This window comes from Lichenicola sp. GTC18331 (assembly GCF_055386855.1).
This window is the reverse complement of the sequence record NZ_AP045015.1, coordinates 1,258,744-1,275,716: the sequence shown is the minus strand read 5'-3', so window position 1 is coordinate 1,275,716 and position 16,973 is coordinate 1,258,744. Positions and strand designations below refer to the sequence as shown.

The 16,973-nt window shown below is 66.4% G+C and carries 13 protein-coding genes; 3 read left to right on the top strand and 10 right to left on the bottom strand.

Annotated elements, in window-relative coordinates; all coding sequences use genetic code 11:
- Positions 1-90: 90 nt before the first annotated feature.
- From ACZ5BM_RS05935 to ACZ5BM_RS05925, 3 genes are read right to left on the bottom strand one after another with little or no spacing between them, the layout of a single operon-like run.
- Complete coding sequence (locus ACZ5BM_RS05935) at positions 91-1,179, bottom strand: MDR/zinc-dependent alcohol dehydrogenase-like family protein (protein WP_498910556.1); 1,089 nt, start codon at positions 1,177-1,179, stop codon at positions 91-93.
- 13 nt (positions 1,180-1,192) lie between these two features.
- Positions 1,193-1,837: a dihydroxyacetone kinase family protein gene (dhaL, locus tag ACZ5BM_RS05930; protein WP_498910554.1), complete on the bottom strand. Its 645-nt coding sequence runs from the start codon at positions 1,835-1,837 to the stop codon at positions 1,193-1,195.
- An 11-nt stretch (positions 1,838-1,848) separates the two neighbouring features.
- Complete coding sequence (locus tag ACZ5BM_RS05925; protein ID WP_498910552.1) at positions 1,849-2,847, bottom strand: dihydroxyacetone kinase subunit DhaK; 999 nt, start codon at positions 2,845-2,847, stop codon at positions 1,849-1,851.
- A gap of 225 nt (positions 2,848-3,072) precedes the next feature.
- Between ACZ5BM_RS05925 and ACZ5BM_RS05920 the strand changes: the two genes are divergently transcribed.
- Positions 3,073-4,068 carry a sugar-binding transcriptional regulator gene (locus ACZ5BM_RS05920; RefSeq protein ID WP_498910550.1) on the top strand — a complete coding sequence of 332 codons (996 nt, stop codon included), beginning with the start codon at positions 3,073-3,075 and terminating at the stop codon, positions 4,066-4,068.
- Between the two features lie 4 nt (positions 4,069-4,072).
- On the opposite strand, the gene ACZ5BM_RS05915 is transcribed toward ACZ5BM_RS05920, so the two are convergent.
- Complete coding sequence (locus tag ACZ5BM_RS05915) at positions 4,073-4,468, bottom strand: winged helix-turn-helix transcriptional regulator (RefSeq protein ID WP_498910548.1); 396 nt, start codon at positions 4,466-4,468, stop codon at positions 4,073-4,075.
- A gap of 89 nt (positions 4,469-4,557) precedes the next feature.
- Here ACZ5BM_RS05915 and ACZ5BM_RS05910 point away from each other — a divergent pair, with 89 nt between their 5' ends.
- The gene (locus tag ACZ5BM_RS05910) at positions 4,558-5,430 is read left to right on the top strand and encodes a Rossmann-fold NAD(P)-binding domain-containing protein (protein ID WP_498910547.1); all 873 of its coding nucleotides are present in this window, start codon (positions 4,558-4,560) and stop codon (positions 5,428-5,430) included.
- A 6-nt stretch (positions 5,431-5,436) separates the two neighbouring features.
- Here ACZ5BM_RS05910 and ACZ5BM_RS05905 read toward each other — a convergent pair whose 3' ends face one another.
- The 5 genes from ACZ5BM_RS05905 to ACZ5BM_RS05885 all read right to left on the bottom strand — a co-directional run bounded on the left by ACZ5BM_RS05905 (position 5,437) and on the right by ACZ5BM_RS05885 (position 13,711).
- Complete coding sequence (locus tag ACZ5BM_RS05905) at positions 5,437-5,973, bottom strand: ankyrin repeat domain-containing protein (RefSeq protein ID WP_498910545.1); 537 nt, start codon at positions 5,971-5,973, stop codon at positions 5,437-5,439.
- Between the two features lie 55 nt (positions 5,974-6,028).
- Positions 6,029-8,773 (bottom strand): malto-oligosyltrehalose synthase, encoded by a 2,745-nt coding sequence (gene treY, locus ACZ5BM_RS05900; RefSeq protein WP_498910543.1) that lies wholly within the window; start codon positions 8,771-8,773, stop codon positions 6,029-6,031.
- On the bottom strand, positions 8,770-10,533 hold the full coding sequence (treZ, locus tag ACZ5BM_RS05895; protein ID WP_498910541.1) for a malto-oligosyltrehalose trehalohydrolase: 1,764 nt from the start codon (positions 10,531-10,533) through the stop codon (positions 8,770-8,772). The genes treY and treZ overlap by 4 nt, the downstream gene beginning before the upstream one ends.
- Positions 10,530-12,668, bottom strand: coding sequence for a glycogen debranching protein (gene glgX / locus ACZ5BM_RS05890; protein ID WP_498911514.1), 2,139 nt, complete (start codon positions 12,666-12,668; stop codon positions 10,530-10,532). The genes treZ and glgX overlap by 4 nt, the downstream gene beginning before the upstream one ends.
- A gap of 197 nt (positions 12,669-12,865) precedes the next feature.
- Positions 12,866-13,711: a fatty acid desaturase family protein gene (locus ACZ5BM_RS05885; RefSeq protein WP_498910539.1), complete on the bottom strand. Its 846-nt coding sequence runs from the start codon at positions 13,709-13,711 to the stop codon at positions 12,866-12,868.
- Between the two features lie 137 nt (positions 13,712-13,848).
- Between ACZ5BM_RS05885 and ACZ5BM_RS05880 the strand changes: the two genes are divergently transcribed.
- A complete protein-coding gene (locus tag ACZ5BM_RS05880) occupies positions 13,849-14,646 on the top strand; it encodes a phosphate/phosphite/phosphonate ABC transporter substrate-binding protein (RefSeq protein ID WP_498910538.1) in 798 nt (265 codons plus the stop codon).
- Here ACZ5BM_RS05880 and ACZ5BM_RS05875 read toward each other — a convergent pair.
- On the bottom strand, positions 14,643-16,949 hold the full coding sequence (locus ACZ5BM_RS05875) for a TonB-dependent receptor (RefSeq protein WP_498910537.1): 2,307 nt from the start codon (positions 16,947-16,949) through the stop codon (positions 14,643-14,645). The two genes, ACZ5BM_RS05880 and ACZ5BM_RS05875, sit on opposite strands and share 4 nt — an antisense overlap.
- Positions 16,950-16,973: the final 24 nt, after the last annotated feature.

Here is a 16,973-nt window from a genome sequence, read left to right as displayed (position 1 = left end):
TGTCGCCGCGCCCGGCGAGGGACCGAAATCCCTTGCCGCGCGCGTCCTCCCTCGGGTCTGAACGAATTCGAACTGCGTCGGGCGCAGGTCTTATTCAGGGATCAGGACGATCTTGATCGAGCCGTCGCCCTTCTTCATCAGGTCGAAGCCTTCCTTGAACTTCGACAGCGGCAGCTTGTGCGTCACCACGCCTTCGGTCGGCAGACGGCCGTCGGCGATGCCGGCGATGGTCAGCGGGTAGCAGTACGGGCCCAGATGCGCGCCATAGAGATCGAGCTGCTTGCGGTCGGAGATGATCGACCAGTCCGCCGTCACCTCGTGGCCGAACACCGAGAACTCGACGAACCGGCCCAGCTTGCGGATCATGTTCAGACCCTGGGTGACGCTGGATTCGTGGCCGGTCGCCTCGATATAGACGTCGCAGCCATAGCCGTCGGTCAGGTCCTTCACCTTCTGGACCACGTCCTCCTTGAACGGGTTCATGACGATGTCGGCGCCGAACTTCTTGGCCAGCTCCAGGCGGTCGTCCTTGCCGTCGAGCACGATCAGCTTGGACGGGTTCTTCAGGCGGGCAGCGCCCACCATGCCGAGGCCGAGCGGGCCGGCGCCGGACAGGACCACCACGTCGTCGAGCTGGATCAGGCCGCGATTCACCGCATGCACCGAGCAGGCATACGGCTCGGCGAGGATGATCTTCTCCATCGGAACGTCGTCGGGCAGGCGGTGCGTGCGGCTTTCCTTGGGAAAGCGCATGTATTTCGCCATGCCGCCGTTGACGTTGTTCTGGAAGCCGTAGACGTCGTGCTTCTCGCACATCCAGTATTCGCCGCGACCGCAATAGCGGCACTTCTCGCACGGCACGATCTGTTCGGAGATCAGACGGTCGCCGATCTTGTACTGGCCGGCGGCGGCGACGTTGGCGCCGATCTCGACGGCGCGGCCGATGAACTCGTGGCCCGGGATCATCGGCGCCTTCACGTAGCGCGCCTGGCCCTTGTTGTCGCCCCAGAAGGACGGCGCCCCCTGGAAGGTCTTGATGTCGCTGGCGCAGATTCCGCAGGCCTCGACCTCGATGATGATGTCGTCCGGACCGGCGCGCGGCACGTCGACTTCCTCGAGACGATAGTCGCCCGGCTCGTAGGCGACGACGGCCAGCATCTTTTCAGGCAGGGTGGTCATGATTGCGGTTCTCTCAGGAGAGACGCTCGCTCAGCCCATTGGCCAGCGTGCGCAGGATCAGTTCGCAGGAAGCGGCGCCGGCATCGAGCACGCCGCGGGAGCGTTCGCCGAGGCGGGCGGCACGGCCGCGCTTCGCCACCAGATCGCGCGTGGATTCGAGCCCCGTCGCCGCGGCCTCGCGGACGGCGGCGAGGGCGGCCACCAGGGTCTCGCCGGCGGATGCCGCCTTCTCGGCGGCCTCGCGCGACGGCACCAGCACGTCCATCAGGGTCTTGTCGCCGACCTTGGCGTCGCCGAGATCGGCGATGGCGCCTTCGGCGGCCTTCAGCATGGCGGCCAGCGTCGGCACGTCGATCGCGTCGCGCCCGTCGAGCACGTCGGACATCTCGGTGAAGAGCGAGCCGTAGAGCGGGCCCATCGAGCCGCCGATATCGGACAGGAGCGTGTCGCCCACGGTGGCGAAGCCCTGGCGCAGATCGTAGGTCTGCCCGTCCAGGCGCTCCAGCACCATGCGGAAGCCCTTGGCCATGTTCACGCCATGGTCGCCGTCGCCGGTGGCGCCGTCGATCTCGGACAGATGGTCGCGCGCGTCGATCACCGCCTGGGCGATCTCCGGCACCACGGGGGCGGCGTCGGAAAGAGTGATGCTGTCAGCCATGGATTCTTCCTTCAGCCGGCGACGGACAGGCCGATGGAGCGCGCGGGCGCCCGCAGCAGACGGTCCAGCTCGGCATCGAGACGGGTCACGGTCAGCGAAACGCCCATCATCTCGAGCGAGGTGAAGTAGTTGCCGACCAGACGGTAGGAGGGGGTGATGTCGCGGGCGCGCAGCATCTCGTCGATGTGGCCGTAGAGCACATACAGCTCCATCAGCGGGGTGGCGCCGAGGCCGCTGACCAGGACGGCGACGTTCTCGCCGGTGTAGTCGAGATCGCCGAGGATCTTCTCGAGCATGATCCCGGCCATCTCCTTGGCCGGCGCGGTCGGCAGGACGGCGATGCCGTGTTCGCCGTGATGGCCGATGCCGACTTCCATCGTGCCGGGCTCGATGGTGAAGTTCGGCTTGCCGTTGGCCGGAATGGTGCAGGCGGACAGGCCGATGCCGATCGAGCGTGTGTTGTCGATCGTCTTGCGCGCGGCGGCGATCACGTCTTCCAGATCGGCGCCTTCGGCGGCACGGGCGCCGCCGGCCTTCCACATCAGGATCTCGCCAGCCACGCCGCGGCGATGCTCGGGCTGATCCGGCGGAGCCGACGCGCAATCGTCGTTGGCGACCACGGTCTCGACGCGGATGCCGTCCTTGGCGGCCAGCTTCACCGCCATCTTCACGTTCATGTTGTCGCCGGCATAGTTGCCGTAGAGGCAGGCGACGCCGCGGCCCTGATCGGCCTCGCGGAAGGCGGCATGGAAGCTCTTGGCGGTGGGGGAGGCGAACACCTCGCCGATCGCCACGGCATCGCACAGGCCGGGACCGACATAGCCGAGAAAGGCCGGCTCGTGGCCGGAACCGCCGCCGGTGACGAGACCCACGCGCGGCTCGGCGCTGCGGACGGCGCTACGCATCACGCGGGGATGGTCGGTCGCCACCAGCAGGTCGGGATGGGCGGCCAGGACGCCGGTCAGGCTGTCTTCGGTCACCCGGTCGGGATCGTTGATGACGCGGTTCATGGACATTCCTCGAATTCCTCCAGTCGCGCTCCCGATTCTTTTGTCGGGTTATTCGCTCGATCTGGGCGCAAGATGCTCCCGAGCCTGCACCAATGTCAAACGCTCGAGCACTTGCTCACATACTTTTTCTTCAAATAGGCTAGAAGCATTGAACGGATGCGTTCTGAGTGTGAGAATATGTTCACTACACCGTGCATTGTGCGGTGCAATAAAAAGGGTTGGGCGATGGGCGTTCCGGGGCCGCGCTATCAGGATCGCGGTGAGGTCAGGGTGGAAACGCTGATCGAGATCGCGACGCTGTACTATTACGAGGACGTGACGCAGGAGGAACTGTCGCGCCGGTTCTCCATGTCGCGCCCCAAGATCAGCCGCCTGCTGCAAAGGGCGCGCGCCGAAGGGCTGGTGGAGATCCGGGTGCATCAGCCGAGTTCCGTCGGCGCTGAACTGGAGCGCTTCTTCATCGACCGGTTCGGCATCGACCGGCTTCTGGTCTCGGTGGATCATCGCGACCCGGATGCGCAGCGCAACGCGGTCGCCCGTCTGGTCGCGGCGCATCTGGAAAAGACCCTGGTCGCCGGCAAGACGGTCGCGGTCGGCATGGGCCGGAACGTGGCCGCGGTGGCCGATGCGCTCGTCACCCCGCCGCGCGGCGGGGTGACGTTTGTGTGCGCGATCGGCGGCTCGCTGCGTGCCGGCGAATACATGAACCCGGACCATATCTGCCGCCGTCTGGCGGCGCGCTACGGCGGCGAAAGCGAAACGCTCTACGCGCCGGCCCTGGTGACGAACACGATGCTGCGCGAAGAGCTCTACCGGAACGACACGGTGAAGCAGACGCTGGACCGTGCGCGACGCGCCGACATCGCCCTAATCGGAATCGGCGACCTTTCAGAAGACAGCAACATGGTTCGCATGGGCTGGTTCTCGCCGCAGGAGATCGCGGAGGCGCGTCTCGCCGGCACGATCGGCGACACGATGGGCTACGATTTCATCGACATCCAGGGGCGCCCGGCCAATACCGGCATGCAGGGTCGGGTGATCGGCCTGTCGCGCGAGGATCTGGCCCGCATCCCCGACGTGATCGCCATCGCCGCCGAGAACACCAAGGCACCGGCGATCCTGGGCGCGCTCCGAACCGGCGCGATCAACACGCTGGCGACCTCGTTCACCAACGTGCACACCATCCTGCGTCTGGACGAGGCCACCCGGCCGCGCGACTGACCTCTCAGTCGAGCGTTTCCGCGTCGAAGGCAGCGCGTGCGGCGACGATCGCCGCATGGTGCCGGTCGGCCCAGGCCACCAGATGCGCCAGCGGTTTCAGAATGGTGCGGCCGAGCGGGGTGAGGCGGTATTCCACCGCCGGCGGTTTGGTCGGAAACACCTCCCGCCCGACCAGCCCGTCGCGCTGCAGATCGTGCAGGGTCTGCGCCAGCATGCGCTTGGAGATATCCGGGATCGCACGCTGCAACGCGCTGAACCGGTGCGGCCCGTGCGCCAGGAGACTCAGCAGCAGCGTCGACCATTTGTCGCCGATCCGGTCGAGAACGTTGCGAACCGGACAATCCGGGGCGGGCGGCCAGGAGACCGGCCGCAGCATCGCGTCCGGGACGGTTCTTTCCACCTCACCTTGTGCCAAAAACCTGCCTCCTTCCGTCCCGCATCGGTCTCTTCTAGTTACCACGTCTCGATGGATTGCCTGAGGAGGATGCGATGACGACAAGCGGAAAAATCCTGGTCACGGGTGCCACCGGACAGTTCGGCGGTCTGGCGCTCGACGCCCTGTCGGGCAGCGTCCCGCCCGAACGGCTGGTCGCCGGCGTGCGCGATCCCGGCAAGCCGGCCGCCATCGCCCTGGCCGAGCGCGGCATTGCGATCCGAACCGCCGACTACGCCCGCCCCGACACGCTCGTCGCCGCCCTTGAAGGCGTGGACAGCCTTCTGCTGGTGTCGGGCAGCGAGATCGGTTCCCGCGTCGCCCAGCATCGCAACGTCATCGACGCTGCCAGGAATGCCGGCGTTTCGTTGATCGCCTATACCAGCATCCTGCACGCCGACCGCTCGCCCCTGTTCCTGGCCGAGGAGCATCGTGCCACCGAAGCGATCCTGCGCGAGTCCGGCGTGCCGTTCGTGCTGCTGCGCAACGGCTGGTATTCCGAAGTCTTCACCTGGCGCCTGCCTCTCGCGGTGTCGCGCGGCGCGCTGATGGGCGCGGCGGGGGCGGGTCGCATCGCTTCCGCCGCCCGCGCCGACTACGCCAGCGCCGCCGCCGCCGTGCTGACCACGAACGACCACGCCGGCCGTACCTACGAACTCGCCGGAGATACGGCTTTCACGCTCGCCGAACTGGCCGCCTTCGTGTCGTCCCGCACTGGCCAACCGTTCCCTTACCGCGACATGACCCGTGCGGCGTTCCATGACGCACTGGTGGAGGCAGGCGTGCCGGAGCTGTTCGCGACCATCCTGTCGGACACCGATGCCGGCATCGAACAGGGAGCGCTGTTCGACGGGGAGGGCGCGCTGTCGCGGCTGCTCGGCCGTCCGACCGTGCCGTTCGAGCGGACGATCGGCGATTTCATTGCATGATGTAATTTAATCGCCGGAAACGCCGGAGTCCATGCGCTCGGCCAGCGCCGTGTTGCCCTGGCGCTCCGCCAGGGAGCGGGCGCTGTTGCCTTCGCCGTCGCGCCGGAACGGATCGGCGCCGTGCTCGAGCAGCAGCTCCGCCACCGCGCCGCGCCCGAACATCACCGCGAACATCAGCGGCGTGCGCCCGACATTGTTGGGCTTGTCCACCGAGGCGCCATGCTGGAGCAGCAAGCGCACGATCTCGATCTCGCCCTTGAAGGACACGCCAGAGAGCGCGGTGCTGCCTTTCTCGTCGGCGAGATCGGGCTGTGCGCCGCGGGCCAACAGAAGCGCGGTGGCGGCGAGGTGGCCGTTATAGGAAGCCAGGATCAACGGCGTGTAGCCGCGCGCATCGACCCGGTTGGGGTCGGCGCCGGCGTCGAGGAACTGTTCAAGCAGATCGTCCTGGCCTTCGCGGGCGGCGTTGAAATACAGCGCCTCGATCTGCTCGTGGGTGAAGCCGGCCGGCGGGGCCGGGACGGTGTCGTCCTGGTCGGTCATGATCGCGCTCCATCCGGGAAGGGGAGCGCGATCATAGGGACCGGGCCGGGTCGTGTCATCCGGCCGGTTGCAGCACCGCCACCGGAAGGATGTCGAACACGGACGTCAGCGCGACCGTGCCGCCCTCGATCGTGCGACCGGTGAGCAGATCCTGCCAGCGGCCGGCGGGAAGTTCGGCGCTGGTGCCGTTCCAGTCCGGGTCGGTGTCGCGCAGGCCCGGATAGCGGGCGGCCAGCACCACGAGGCGGTCTTCGCCTTCTGTGCGGGAGAAACCGATCGCGCGTTCGGCCTTGGCGCCGTCGATCGGAAGCGGATCGTAGGAACCCTCGGCGAACAGGGCAGGTTTCCCGGCGCGCAGCGTCAGGAGAAGATGGGTGAGGGCCAGCTTGATCCGGCCGTCCTGCCAGTTCTCCAGCAGGCCGCGCATGAGATCGGCACGGCCTTCGGTGTTCTCCAGTCGCGCGTGCAATTCGCCCAGGGCGGCTTCGCGCACCGGGTAGTCGACCGGACGGCGGTTGTCCGGATCGACCAGGCTCAGATCCCACATCTCGCTGCCCTGGTAGATGTCCGGCATGCCGGGCAAGGTCAGCTTCATTGCGGTCTGGAACAGGCTGTTCTGCACGCCGAGACGGGCGATGCGCCCTGCGAAAGGCAGGAAGTTGGCCAGAAAGGCGTCCCGGCTCGGATCGAGCGCAGCGCTGGCGAAATCCTGCATCGCGCTCTCGTAGTCCTTGTCCGGCGCGGTCCAGCTCGAATGCAGCTTGGCTTCGCGCATGGATTTCTCCAACGCGCCGGCGATGCGTTCGCCGTAGATGCGCATCGCCTCCTCGTCGGTGCGATCGAGCAGTTCCACCGGCCAGGAGCCGACCAAAAGCTGATAGAGCAGGTATTCGTCGTTGCGATCGGGGGGCGCGCCGCCGGCCAGGTCGCCCTGGCGAGCGCGGAGCAGACGGGTCCAGGTGGAGACCTGACGGGTCCATTCCTCCGGAAGGTCGGACAGCACGGCCAGACGGGCGCGCGTATCTTCGCCGCGCTTTGTGTCGTGGGTGGACGTGCCGAGCATGGCATGGGGCCAGTTGCGCGCGCGCTGCGCGTTGGCCTTGTGGAAGGCCTGGGCGGTGATGCCGAAACGGTGCGGCTCGCCGCCGACCTCGTTCAGCGCCACATGGCGGTTGTAGCGGTAGAAGGTCGTATCCTCGAGGCCCTTGGCCATCACCGGGCCAGAATATTGCTGCAGCTTCATGGCGAAACGCAGCACGGCGATCCGGTTGAAACCGCTCTGCGGCCTGGACACGATGTCGCCGGACAGCACCTCGTGCAGGAAGGCGAACACGGACGGGTCGAGCGTCGGATCGGCGCGGCGCGCCTGGGCGATGGCCCAGTCGAGATCGCGTCGGTCGGCGGCCTCCTGGCTGCCGTCCATGTCGATATAGGTGCGGTAGACCGGGAAATGCGCGACGATCTGCTTGATCGCGCGCTGGAGGATGTTGCGGGTGAAGTCCGCGGTCATCGGGTTCTGACGGGCGATGCGGCCGGCATCGCGGCCGAGCACGTTCAGCTCGCTCGCCATCTCGTTTTCCATGATGCGGATCTTGCAGTCGCGGACGATCTGCTCGAACGGCGTGGAAAGCCCCGTGAACGAACGGTAGAACTCGGTGAAGGCGGCCTCGGCGGCCGGGTCGACCATCGCGCCCAGCACCAGATTGGTGAAATCGTAGCCGGTGGTGCCTTCGACCGGCCAATCCTCGCGAAGCTGCTCGTGCCCTGCCAGGATCTTCTCGATCACTAGATAGAAGGGCCGCTTGGTGGCGGCGCGCAGATCCTCGAAATAGCGCTTCGGGTCGAGCAGCCCGTCGACATGGTCGAGACGGATGCCGTCCAGCGTGCCGTCCTCGATCATCGGCACGATGCGGGCATGGGCGTGACGGAACACCTCCGGCAGTTCCATGCGCACGCCGGCGAGATCGTTGATGTTGAAGAAGCGGCGATAGTTGATGTCGTCTCCGGCGACGCCGTAGAAGGCGACGCGCCAGAACTGCTTCTGGATCAGCGCGTCCAGCGCCTGCCAATCGGCGTTCAACGCGGCGATGCGCTTGTCCAGCGCGGCGCGGGAGGACGGGATTTCCCGTGTCAGCATCGCCAGATCGGTCTTAAGAACGCGTGCGCGCTCGGCCACCTGCGGCCGCCACATCGGCAGATCCGAGAACAGGTCGCTGTAGCGGTCGAGGCCGGGATCGTCATGGCCCAGAACCTGATCGTAGAACAACGGGCAGACCGGCAGCTTGTGGCTGTCATAGGCCCAGATCGCCAGCGCGCCGTCATCCTCGTCGTATTTGAGAACGAGATTGCCGGCCTTCAGCTCGACGCCGTACTGGTTGCCCAGGAACGGCACCAGCAGCTTGTTCAGCAGATAGCGACGGTCCGGATCCCAGTCGATGTCGAACCAGCCGGCATGATCGCTGTCCGGACCCCATTCCAGCACGTCGAGCCAGAGCGGATTGTCCGCGCCACCGACACCCATGTGGTTGGGCACGAAATCGAGGATCTGGCCGAGACCGTTCTGCCTGAACGCCGCCACCATGGCCGCGAAATCGTCCTCGGTGCCGAGTTCCGGGTTCAGCGTCAGATGGTCGGTGATGTCGTAGCCGTGCGTGCTGCCGGGACGGGCCTTGAGATAGGGCGAGGCGTAGACATGGCTGACGCCGAGACGCCCGAGATAGGGCGCCAGGGCGGTGGCGTGTTTGAAGCCGAAATCCTTGTGGAATTGCAGCCGGTAGGTCGCGCGCGGAACGGGGATCATTGCGTCTCCAGGGTCCAGCGGACCGACCAGGGGCCAAAGGTGGAACCGGTATCGCCCTGCTGCCAGATCGGCGTGCCGCCGACCGGCGGCATCCCGACAGGCTGGCCGGACAGGTTGGCCTGCAGGCAGAGCGTGCCGCCGGCGGTCTTCCAGCGCACGATCACTGCGCCGTCGGCGATCGTTTCCGCTTCGCCGCCTTTGGTGATGCCGGGCAGGAGCGGGACGATCTTCTCGCGGCGCGTGGCGATCAGGTCTTGGTAGAAGCGCAGGTGATCGGGGTCGATCCTGCTCCAGTCCAGCTTGGCGGACTCGAAGGTCTTCTCGGCCAGGGGATCGGGGATCTTCTCGCGCATCTCCGGGTCCTGGAACTCGGGGAAGCGCTTGAATTCCTCACGCCTGCCGTTGCGTACGGCGTCTGCGAGATCGCCCTCGAAATCGCAGAAGAACGGGAACGGCTCACGCGCGCCCCATTCCTCGCCCATGAACAGCATCGGCGCTTGCGGCAGCAGCAGATAGGTCGCGGCCAGAGCGCGCAGGCTGTCCGGCGAGGCTGTGTGCAGCAGGCGGTCGCCGAAGGCGCGGTTGCCGATCTGGTCGTGGTTCTGGATGAAGGCGACGAAGGCACCGGGGGGCAGATAGGCGGACGGCTCGCCACGCGGGCTGCCGCGATAGGGCATCATCTGCCCCTGATAGCCGAAGCCTTCCGCCAGCGCCTTGCCGAGCAGATCGGTGTCGCCCTGGTAGTCGGCGTAGTAGCCGTTGCGCTCCCCCGTGGCCGCGACATGCAGCACGTGATGCACGTCGTCGTTCCATTGCGCGGTGTAGTGCGTCGGTTCGCCGTTCTCGCGGCCGAGACGGGACGGATCGTTGTCCTCGTTCTCCAGGATCAGATGGATCGGCCGGTCGACGCAGCCGCGCAGGCGTCGGGCCATCTCGTCGAGAACATGCTCGGCGCTGTCGTCCATGATCGCGTGGACCGCGTCGAAGCGTAGACCGTCGAGATGGAATTCCTCGATCCAGCTCAGCGCGTTCATGATGATGAAATCGCGTACCGGGCCGGACTGCTTGCCATCGTAGTTCACGCCAGCGCCCCAGGGCGTGTGGTGGCGCTCGGTGAAGAATTGCGGGGCGTAGCAGGGAAGGTAGTTCCCGTCCGGGCCGAAATGATTATAGACCACGTCGAGAAGAACGGCGATGCCGCGTTCGTGCGCGGCTTCCACCAGCGCCTTCAGATCGTCCGGTCGGCCATAGGTGGAGTCCGGCGCGTAGGGCAGCACGCCGTCATAGCCCCAGTTGCGCTTTCCCGGAAAATCCGAGATCGGCATGATCTCGATCGCGGTGATGCCGAGCGCCTTGAGATGGTCGAGCTTGCCGATCGCAGCGCGGAAGGTGCCTTCCGGAGTGAAGGAGCCGACATGCAACTCGTAGAGCACCACCTCGTGCCAGGGCAGTCCGGCCCAGTTCTCGGTCCAGCGATAGGCGTTCCGGTCGATCACCTCGCTGGGGCCGTGGACGTCCTGCGGCTGAAAACGCGAGGCGGGATCGGGCACTTTGAGGCCGTCGGGCAGCACGAAGCGGTACAGCGTGCCGGGGCCGGCGTTCTTCACCAGAACGGAGTGGAAGCCCTCGGCGTCGCGCTGCATCGGCACGGTCTCGCCGGACGAGTCCAGCAGCAGGTCGATCTTCTCGTGCGCCGGCGCCCACAGGCGGAACTCGACGCCGTCGGGCCGCGATTGCGGCCCGTGCAGGGTTTCGGTCATGGCGCGTTCCCCGCCACCAGTTCGAACATCAGGAACGAGCGGCCGGTGACGCCGTAGGTCTGGCCGGGCGCGAATACCGCATCCTCGCGTTCTTCTTCCTCTTCCGACAGGTTGGTGTCGATCAGAAGCTTCCAGTGCTGGTTGGTGACGTCCGGCAGTTTGAATTCCACCAGATCGCGCCAGGCGTTGAACACGAGCAGCAGCGTCGCGTCCTCGCCGCGTTTGCGGATGCCGGTGGGCTGCGCGCGGCCGTCGAGGATCAGGCCGAAGCACTGCGCGCCGTCCCAGTCGCCCGGCTGCATCTCGCCGCCGTTGGCGTTGGCCCAGGTGAGCTCCTTGATGTCCAGTTCCTCGTTGTAGGCGTCGGTGAGGAACCGGTTGCGCCGCAGGATCGGGAAGCGGCGGCGCAGGGCAGAGAGACGGGACACGAAGCGGATCAGGCTTTCGCCCTTCTCCTCGATGTTCCAGTTCACCCAGGAAATCTCGCTGTCCTGGCAGTATGCGTTGTTGTTGCCGTTCTGGGTGCGCGCGAATTCGTCGCCCGCGACCAGCATCGGCGTGCCTTGGCTCAACAGCAGCGTGGACAGCATGTTGCGGATCTGGCGTGCGCGCACGGCCTGGATCGCCGGGTCGTCGGTCGGGCCTTCGACGCCGTAATTGTCGGACCGGTTGTCGGAGGACCCGTCCTTGTTGTCCTCGCCGTTCGCCTCGTTGTGCTTCTCGTTGTAGGTGACGAGATCGTTCAGCGTGAAGCCGTCATGCGCGGTGAGGAAGTTGACGCAGGCCCAGGGCTTGCGGCCCTGGTTGTCGAATTCGGACGGGCTCGCCAGCAGACGCGGGGCCAGAACCGACGCCGCGGCCTCGCCCTTCCAGAAGTCCCGGAAGGTATCGCGCGACTTGTCGTTCCATTCGGCCCAACCGGGTGGGAATTCTCCGACCTGATAGCCGCCGGGACCGCAATCCCAGGGTTCGGCGATCAGCTTGACGGTGCCGAGCGTCGGGTCCTGGGAACAGGCCTTGAGGAAGCCGGAGCGGTTGTCGAAGCCGTTCGGCTCGCGCGCCAGGATGGTGCCGAGATCGAAGCGGAAGCCGTCCACATGGGTCTCGTCCGCCCAGTAGCGCAGGCTGTCCGTGACCATCTGGATCACGCGCGGATGGCTGAGATTGACCGTATTCCCGGTGCCGGTGTCGTTGACGTAGAACCGCTTCTGGTCCGGCAGCAGGCGATAGTACGACGCGTTGTCGATGCCCTTGAAGGACAGGGTCGGGCCGCGCTCGTTGCCCTCGGCGGTGTGGTTGTAGACCACGTCCAGGATGACCTCGAGACCGGCGTCGTGGATGCCGGCGACCATCTCCTTGAACTCGCGCAGCGACTGTTCCGGCTCCCACGCGTAGCGCGGGTCGGGCGCGAAGAAGCCGATCGTGTTGTAGCCCCAGTAGTTGGTGAGGCCCTTCTCGAGCAGCTGGCTGTCGTTGACGAAGGAGTGGATCGGCAGGAGCTCGATCAAGGTGACGCCGATCCGCTTGATGTGCTCAAGCACGTCCTTGTTGGCGAGGGCGCCGTAGGTGCCGCGCAGGTGCTCCGGGACCTTCGGGTTGAGCTTGGTGTAGCCCTTGACGTGGGTCTCGTAGATGACCGTGTGATCCCAGGGGATCGGATTGCGCTGCTTCTGTCCCTTCCAGTCGAAATTGGCGTCGACCACGACCGATTTCTGCACGAACGGCGCGCTGTCGCGCTCGTCGAAGGACAGGTCCTCGTCCGGATGGCCGATGGTGTAGCCGAACACGGCCGGATCCCAGACCAGCTCGCCCACATGGGCGCGGGCATAGGGGTCGAGCAGCAGCTTGTTCGGGTTGAAGCGGTGACCGTTCTCGGGCTCGTAGGGCCCGTGGACGCGATAGCCGTAGACCTGTCCGGGGCCGAGATCGGGTAGCCAGCCATGGAAGATCTGGTCGGTGTATTCCGGCAGCGTGATGCGCTCGATCTCGCGCTCGCCCTTCTGGTCGAACAGGCACAGCTCGACCTTGGTGGCGTTGGCGGAGAACAGGGCGAAATTGACGCCCTTGCCATCCCACGTGGCACCCAGCGGATACGGCAAACCTTCCTTGAGCCCGTGCTTGATGTCGCCGGCCATATCAACCCCGTCTGGAATGGTGTTCCTGTCCCGTTCGACCGACGGGATCATCGCGGCCATGAACCCTTTCCATGTGGGAGGGTTCCGTCCGGTCGGGGCGGGATTCGGATGGCGGGTTCCCGGCGTTGCGGCGGCGGCACGGCCGGTCCGGAGTGGCGGGCCGGGGCGGCGTTCCGGGGTGGGGCCGTCTACGGTCGCTATTGCCAGGGGCGGTCGTGCGGGCGGATCAGGAAGCGGCGGGCGATCTCGCGGTAGCCAGCATAGACCAGGCCGTCGTTGCGACGCAGATAGTCGCCCCGCCCGGCGCGATAATCGGCGGGGATGCGATACCAGGCGAGGCCGGGCCGGGCGTGATGCACCACGTGCAGATTGTTGTGCAGGAACAACAGGCCGAGCAGCGGGGTCTTCTCGACGATGGCGGTGCGGTGATCGTGCGCATCGGCGGCGCGGTGCTCGGCGAACGAGCGGAGCAGGGCGAGCGAGAAGCCGGGATACACGAACAGCAGCGCGAACCGGGCCAGGGACAGGTGGCAGACCAGAACGAGCCAGCCGAGCACCAGAACGAGGCCGGGCACATGCAGGAGCCAGTCGCGCAGCGCCTCGCGGTCGCCGCGCAGAACGGCCCGGGCGTCGCGGGCGAGGAAGGCGGCGATGCCGAGGGCGGGGCCGATGGTGAGGCGGCCGAGCAGGGTGGCGTTGAGGTTCAGCATGGCGCGCCGGACCGGACCGGCGGCGGCGAAGCGTTCGGCGGTGATATAGTGGCTTTCCGGATCGTCGAGCGGATCGGTGAGCAGGCCGGCGTGATGGCCCAGATGGCTGCGTTTGTAGCGTTCGTAGGGGAGCCAGAGGCTGAGCGGGATCGCGCCGATCAGGTCGTTGAGGCGTGACCAGGGGGTGGGGTGGCCGTGGATCACCTCGTGCTGGAGCGACATGTGCCAGGCGGTGAGCCAGGCGCCGAGCGGCAGCACCAGCCACCAGGGCAGGGTGGCGGCATGGACGGTGAGCAGCATCCAGCACCCGTAGATCAACGCGGCGAGGGCCACCGAAGGCCATTCGACCGTACGGGGCGTGGGACGGGGTGGGGAGATGCTTGCCGCGACCATGCCCGGGAGCTTAGCGGGAATTTGTGTGGTTTCAAGAAATACCGCATCTTCGACGTGATAGAGGGTGAAGGAGCGCTGTGAATCGTCTTTCTGCCAGTCTGCCGATGTACGATCTGCCGGAGTTGCGGGCGGAAACGGATGCGTTGTGGGCGGCGATCGCGGCGCGGCTGCCGGGAGATGCGGGGACACCGGCGGTGCTCGAGCGGCCGGACGATCTGGAGTCGCATTGGCGCGATCCGGCGCTGCTGCTGTCGCAGACCTGTGGGTTGCCGTTGCTGGCGCTGGGGCCGGGGGTGCGCGTGGTGGCGACGCCGTCCTATTGCGCGGAAGGGTGCAGGGACGGGTTCTACCGGAGTGCGCTGGTCGTGCGGCGGGACGATCCGGCGCGCACATTGGCCGATCTGCGCGGGCGACGGGCCGCGATCAACGGATGGTGCAGCAATTCGGGCATGAACCTGCTGCGGGCGAGCGTGGCGCCGCTGGCGCGTGGCGGGCGGTTCTTCGGCATGGTGTCGGTGTCCGGCAGTCACGTTGCCAGCATGGCGATGGTGTCGGCAGGCGAAGCGGATCTGGCGGCGATCGACGCGGTGACGCTGGCGCTTCTGCGTGCCGTGCGGCCGGACGCGCTCGCGGCGCTGCGTGTGTTGGGCTGGACGGCCGACGCGCCGGGATTGCCGCTGATCACGGCGCAGGGCGCGGCGACGGGCGAGAGGCTGCACGCGGCGTTGCGGTCGGTCGCGCGCGATCCGGCCGTGCGACGGGTGCTGGCGGTTTTGCGGATCGAGGGCTTCGCGGTTCTGCCGGACGATGCGTATGCGCGGATCGGCGCGCTGGCGCGGCAGGCCGCCGAGGCGGGTTATCCCGTGCTGCGCTAGAAGCTGACGCCGACCGAGCCGAAGAACTGTCTTGGCGCGCCCATCAGGAAGGTCTGGTAATCGCCGGAGAGCGAATTGCCGTTCTCGCCCGTGGTGGCGACGTAGCGCGTGTTGAACAGGTTGTAGGCGTTGAACTGAACGTCGACGCGGCTGAGCGGGCCGTGGTCGGCCAGCACGTAGCGTGCGCCGAGATTGGCGATGAAATAGCCCGGTACCGAGGCGTCGTTGGTGTAGCTGATATAGCGATGCGCGTAGTAGTTGCCGTCGATATGGGCGTTCAGACGGCCGAGCTGATAGGCGATGCTGCCTTTGTACATCAGCGTCGGATAGTTCGGCACCGACTTTCCGCGCAGGTTCGAGGTGCCGGCGGATGTCGTCAGGTCGTCGTCGAAGGTGGAGCGGTTGTAGGAGATCGAGTTGTAGATCGACAAATGCGGCACCGGGTAGAGCGTTCCGCTGAGTTCGACGCCGTTCGTGGTGACGCCGCCGACATTCTGCACGGCGGTGGTCGGGCTGATCACCGGGCCGAACGAGATGGTTTGCAGGCGGTTCGAAAAGTCGACGTGGTAGAGCGAGAGAAGCGCGACCAGGGGGCGGGTGGTCAGGCGGTAGCCGCCTTCGTAGACCCAGTCGGTTTCGGGTTTGAGCGTGTTCTGGATCTGCCGGAATCCGGCCTCGTTGGCGCTCCAGGGGGTGTTGGAACTGTTGGTGCCGAAACCGTCCTCGGGAAAGCTTCGCATGTTGTGCGAGATGTCGGCGAAGAGCTCGTTGTGCGGGGCGAAGCGCCAATTGGCGCTGAACTGCGGCAGGAAGGCGTTGGAGGCGGTGAGGGCGCCGGTGCCGACGCGGGTGCCGCCATTATAGGCCGGGTCCTGCTGCGTCGCCTCGTTTCCCGTGTGGACCACGAGGGATCGGAAACCGGCATTCAGCGTCAGGCTCGGCAGGATGCGCCATGTGTCCTGCAGATGGAACTGGACGGTGTTGGTGTTCCAGATCTCCGCCCAGGGCACGGCGAACGGATTGTCGGGTGTATGATCGTTGAGATCGCCGAGCGTGCCCTGGCCGAGCAGCGGCGCTTGCGAGAAATAGCGCGCTTCTGTGAACTGGCCGTATTCGTACCATAGGCCGGTTTCCACCGTGTGCCGTCCGATGCTCCAGTTCAGCGCGGAGAGTAGGCCGTAGCGGGTGATTCCCGGTTGCTGCGTGCGGACGGAAAGTGGCGCGCCGTTCGGGGACGGGGTGTAGGGCGTGGTCCAGGTGGAATAGCCGTTATCGCCATGGCCGTAGACCGTGCTCTTCCAGTTCAGCGTATCGGCGAGCTGGGTGTCGTAGGTGGCGGCGGAGAGGAAATCCTGACGGCGTGCGGTGCCGGAATAATAGGAGACGTCTGTGGGATCGGCGGTGAGCTGTTCGTTGTTGGTGAAGATGCCTTCGGCGGCGCGATAGGCGGCGGCGTAGTTCGGGTAGTAGTTGTCGACCCGGCCGCCGAGCGTGCGCAGATAGTCCAGCGACTCGTCCTGGTAGTCGAACTGGCTGATGCGGCTCCAGTCGAAGAACACCGTCACGCTGGAAAGCGGGCCGAGCGGTTGCAGCAGCTTCGCGTTGACCTGATCGCTCCTGTTGTAGCCGGCGCCTTTCCATTTATCGAGTTCGGTGTGCGCGAAGGAGGCGGTGATGCGTGTTCCGGTCGGGTTCAGCGTGCCGGTCTCGACGCGGGCATAGGTGCGGAAGGTGTCGTTGCTGCCGAAGGTCTGTTCGAGACGGCCGCCCGGTTTCTCCGACGGATCGGCGGAGAAAAACTGCAGCGCGCCGCCCAGATTCGAGGAGGATGCGATCGCGACGCTGCCGGCGCCCTGCGAGACGCTGGCGCGGGCGACGTTGTCGCTGATGATCGCGCGGGTGATGCTGAGGCCGTTGTAGTTGTTGAAGGCCTGATCGCCGAGCGGAATGCCATCCAGGGTGAAGCCGAGCTGCGATTGTGCGAAGCCGCGCACGAACACGCGGGCCGACCATTCGTAGGCGCCGAACGGATCGGCGGACTGGAAATCCACGCCGGGCAGTGTCGCGAGCGCCTTGATCGGGTTGGTGCCAGGGGCGGCGGCCTGGATCGTCTTCGCCGTGATCTGCGTCATCTGCCGGGTCGAGCCCTGACCGAACACGGTGACGGCTTCGGGCGCGGTCTTGTCGGTTTTCGTGTTCGCCGTCTGCGCGTGGGCCGGAACGGAGACGGCACCCCCGATCGCGGCCAGCACGGTGCAGGAGAGAAGCCACAGCCGATCGAGGCGGCGGAAAGACGACGACATGGGCAGATCCGCTCGAACAAGCAA

What these genes read in the sequence shown, in the direction of transcription:
- treY (WP_498910543.1), bottom strand. Translation starts at nt 8,773, where the DNA reads ATGATCCCCGTTCCGCGCGCGACCTACCGGCTGCAATTCCACAAGGAT.
- ACZ5BM_RS05905 (WP_498910545.1), bottom strand. Translation starts at nt 5,973, where the DNA reads ATGACCGACCAGGACGACACCGTCCCGGCCCCGCCGGCCGGCTTCACC.
- ACZ5BM_RS05925 (WP_498910552.1), bottom strand. Translation starts at nt 2,847, where the DNA reads ATGAACCGCGTCATCAACGATCCCGACCGGGTGACCGAAGACAGCCTG.
- dhaL (WP_498910554.1), bottom strand. Translation starts at nt 1,837, where the DNA reads ATGGCTGACAGCATCACTCTTTCCGACGCCGCCCCCGTGGTGCCGGAG.
- ACZ5BM_RS05920 (WP_498910550.1), top strand. Translation starts at nt 3,073, where the DNA reads ATGGGCGTTCCGGGGCCGCGCTATCAGGATCGCGGTGAGGTCAGGGTG.
- treZ (WP_498910541.1), bottom strand. Translation starts at nt 10,533, where the DNA reads ATGACCGAAACCCTGCACGGGCCGCAATCGCGGCCCGACGGCGTCGAG.
- ACZ5BM_RS05910 (WP_498910547.1), top strand. Translation starts at nt 4,558, where the DNA reads ATGACGACAAGCGGAAAAATCCTGGTCACGGGTGCCACCGGACAGTTC.
- glgX (WP_498911514.1), bottom strand. Translation starts at nt 12,668, where the DNA reads ATGGCCGGCGACATCAAGCACGGGCTCAAGGAAGGTTTGCCGTATCCG.
- ACZ5BM_RS05875 (WP_498910537.1), bottom strand. Translation starts at nt 16,949, where the DNA reads ATGTCGTCGTCTTTCCGCCGCCTCGATCGGCTGTGGCTTCTCTCCTGC.
- ACZ5BM_RS05935 (WP_498910556.1), bottom strand. Translation starts at nt 1,179, where the DNA reads ATGACCACCCTGCCTGAAAAGATGCTGGCCGTCGTCGCCTACGAGCCG.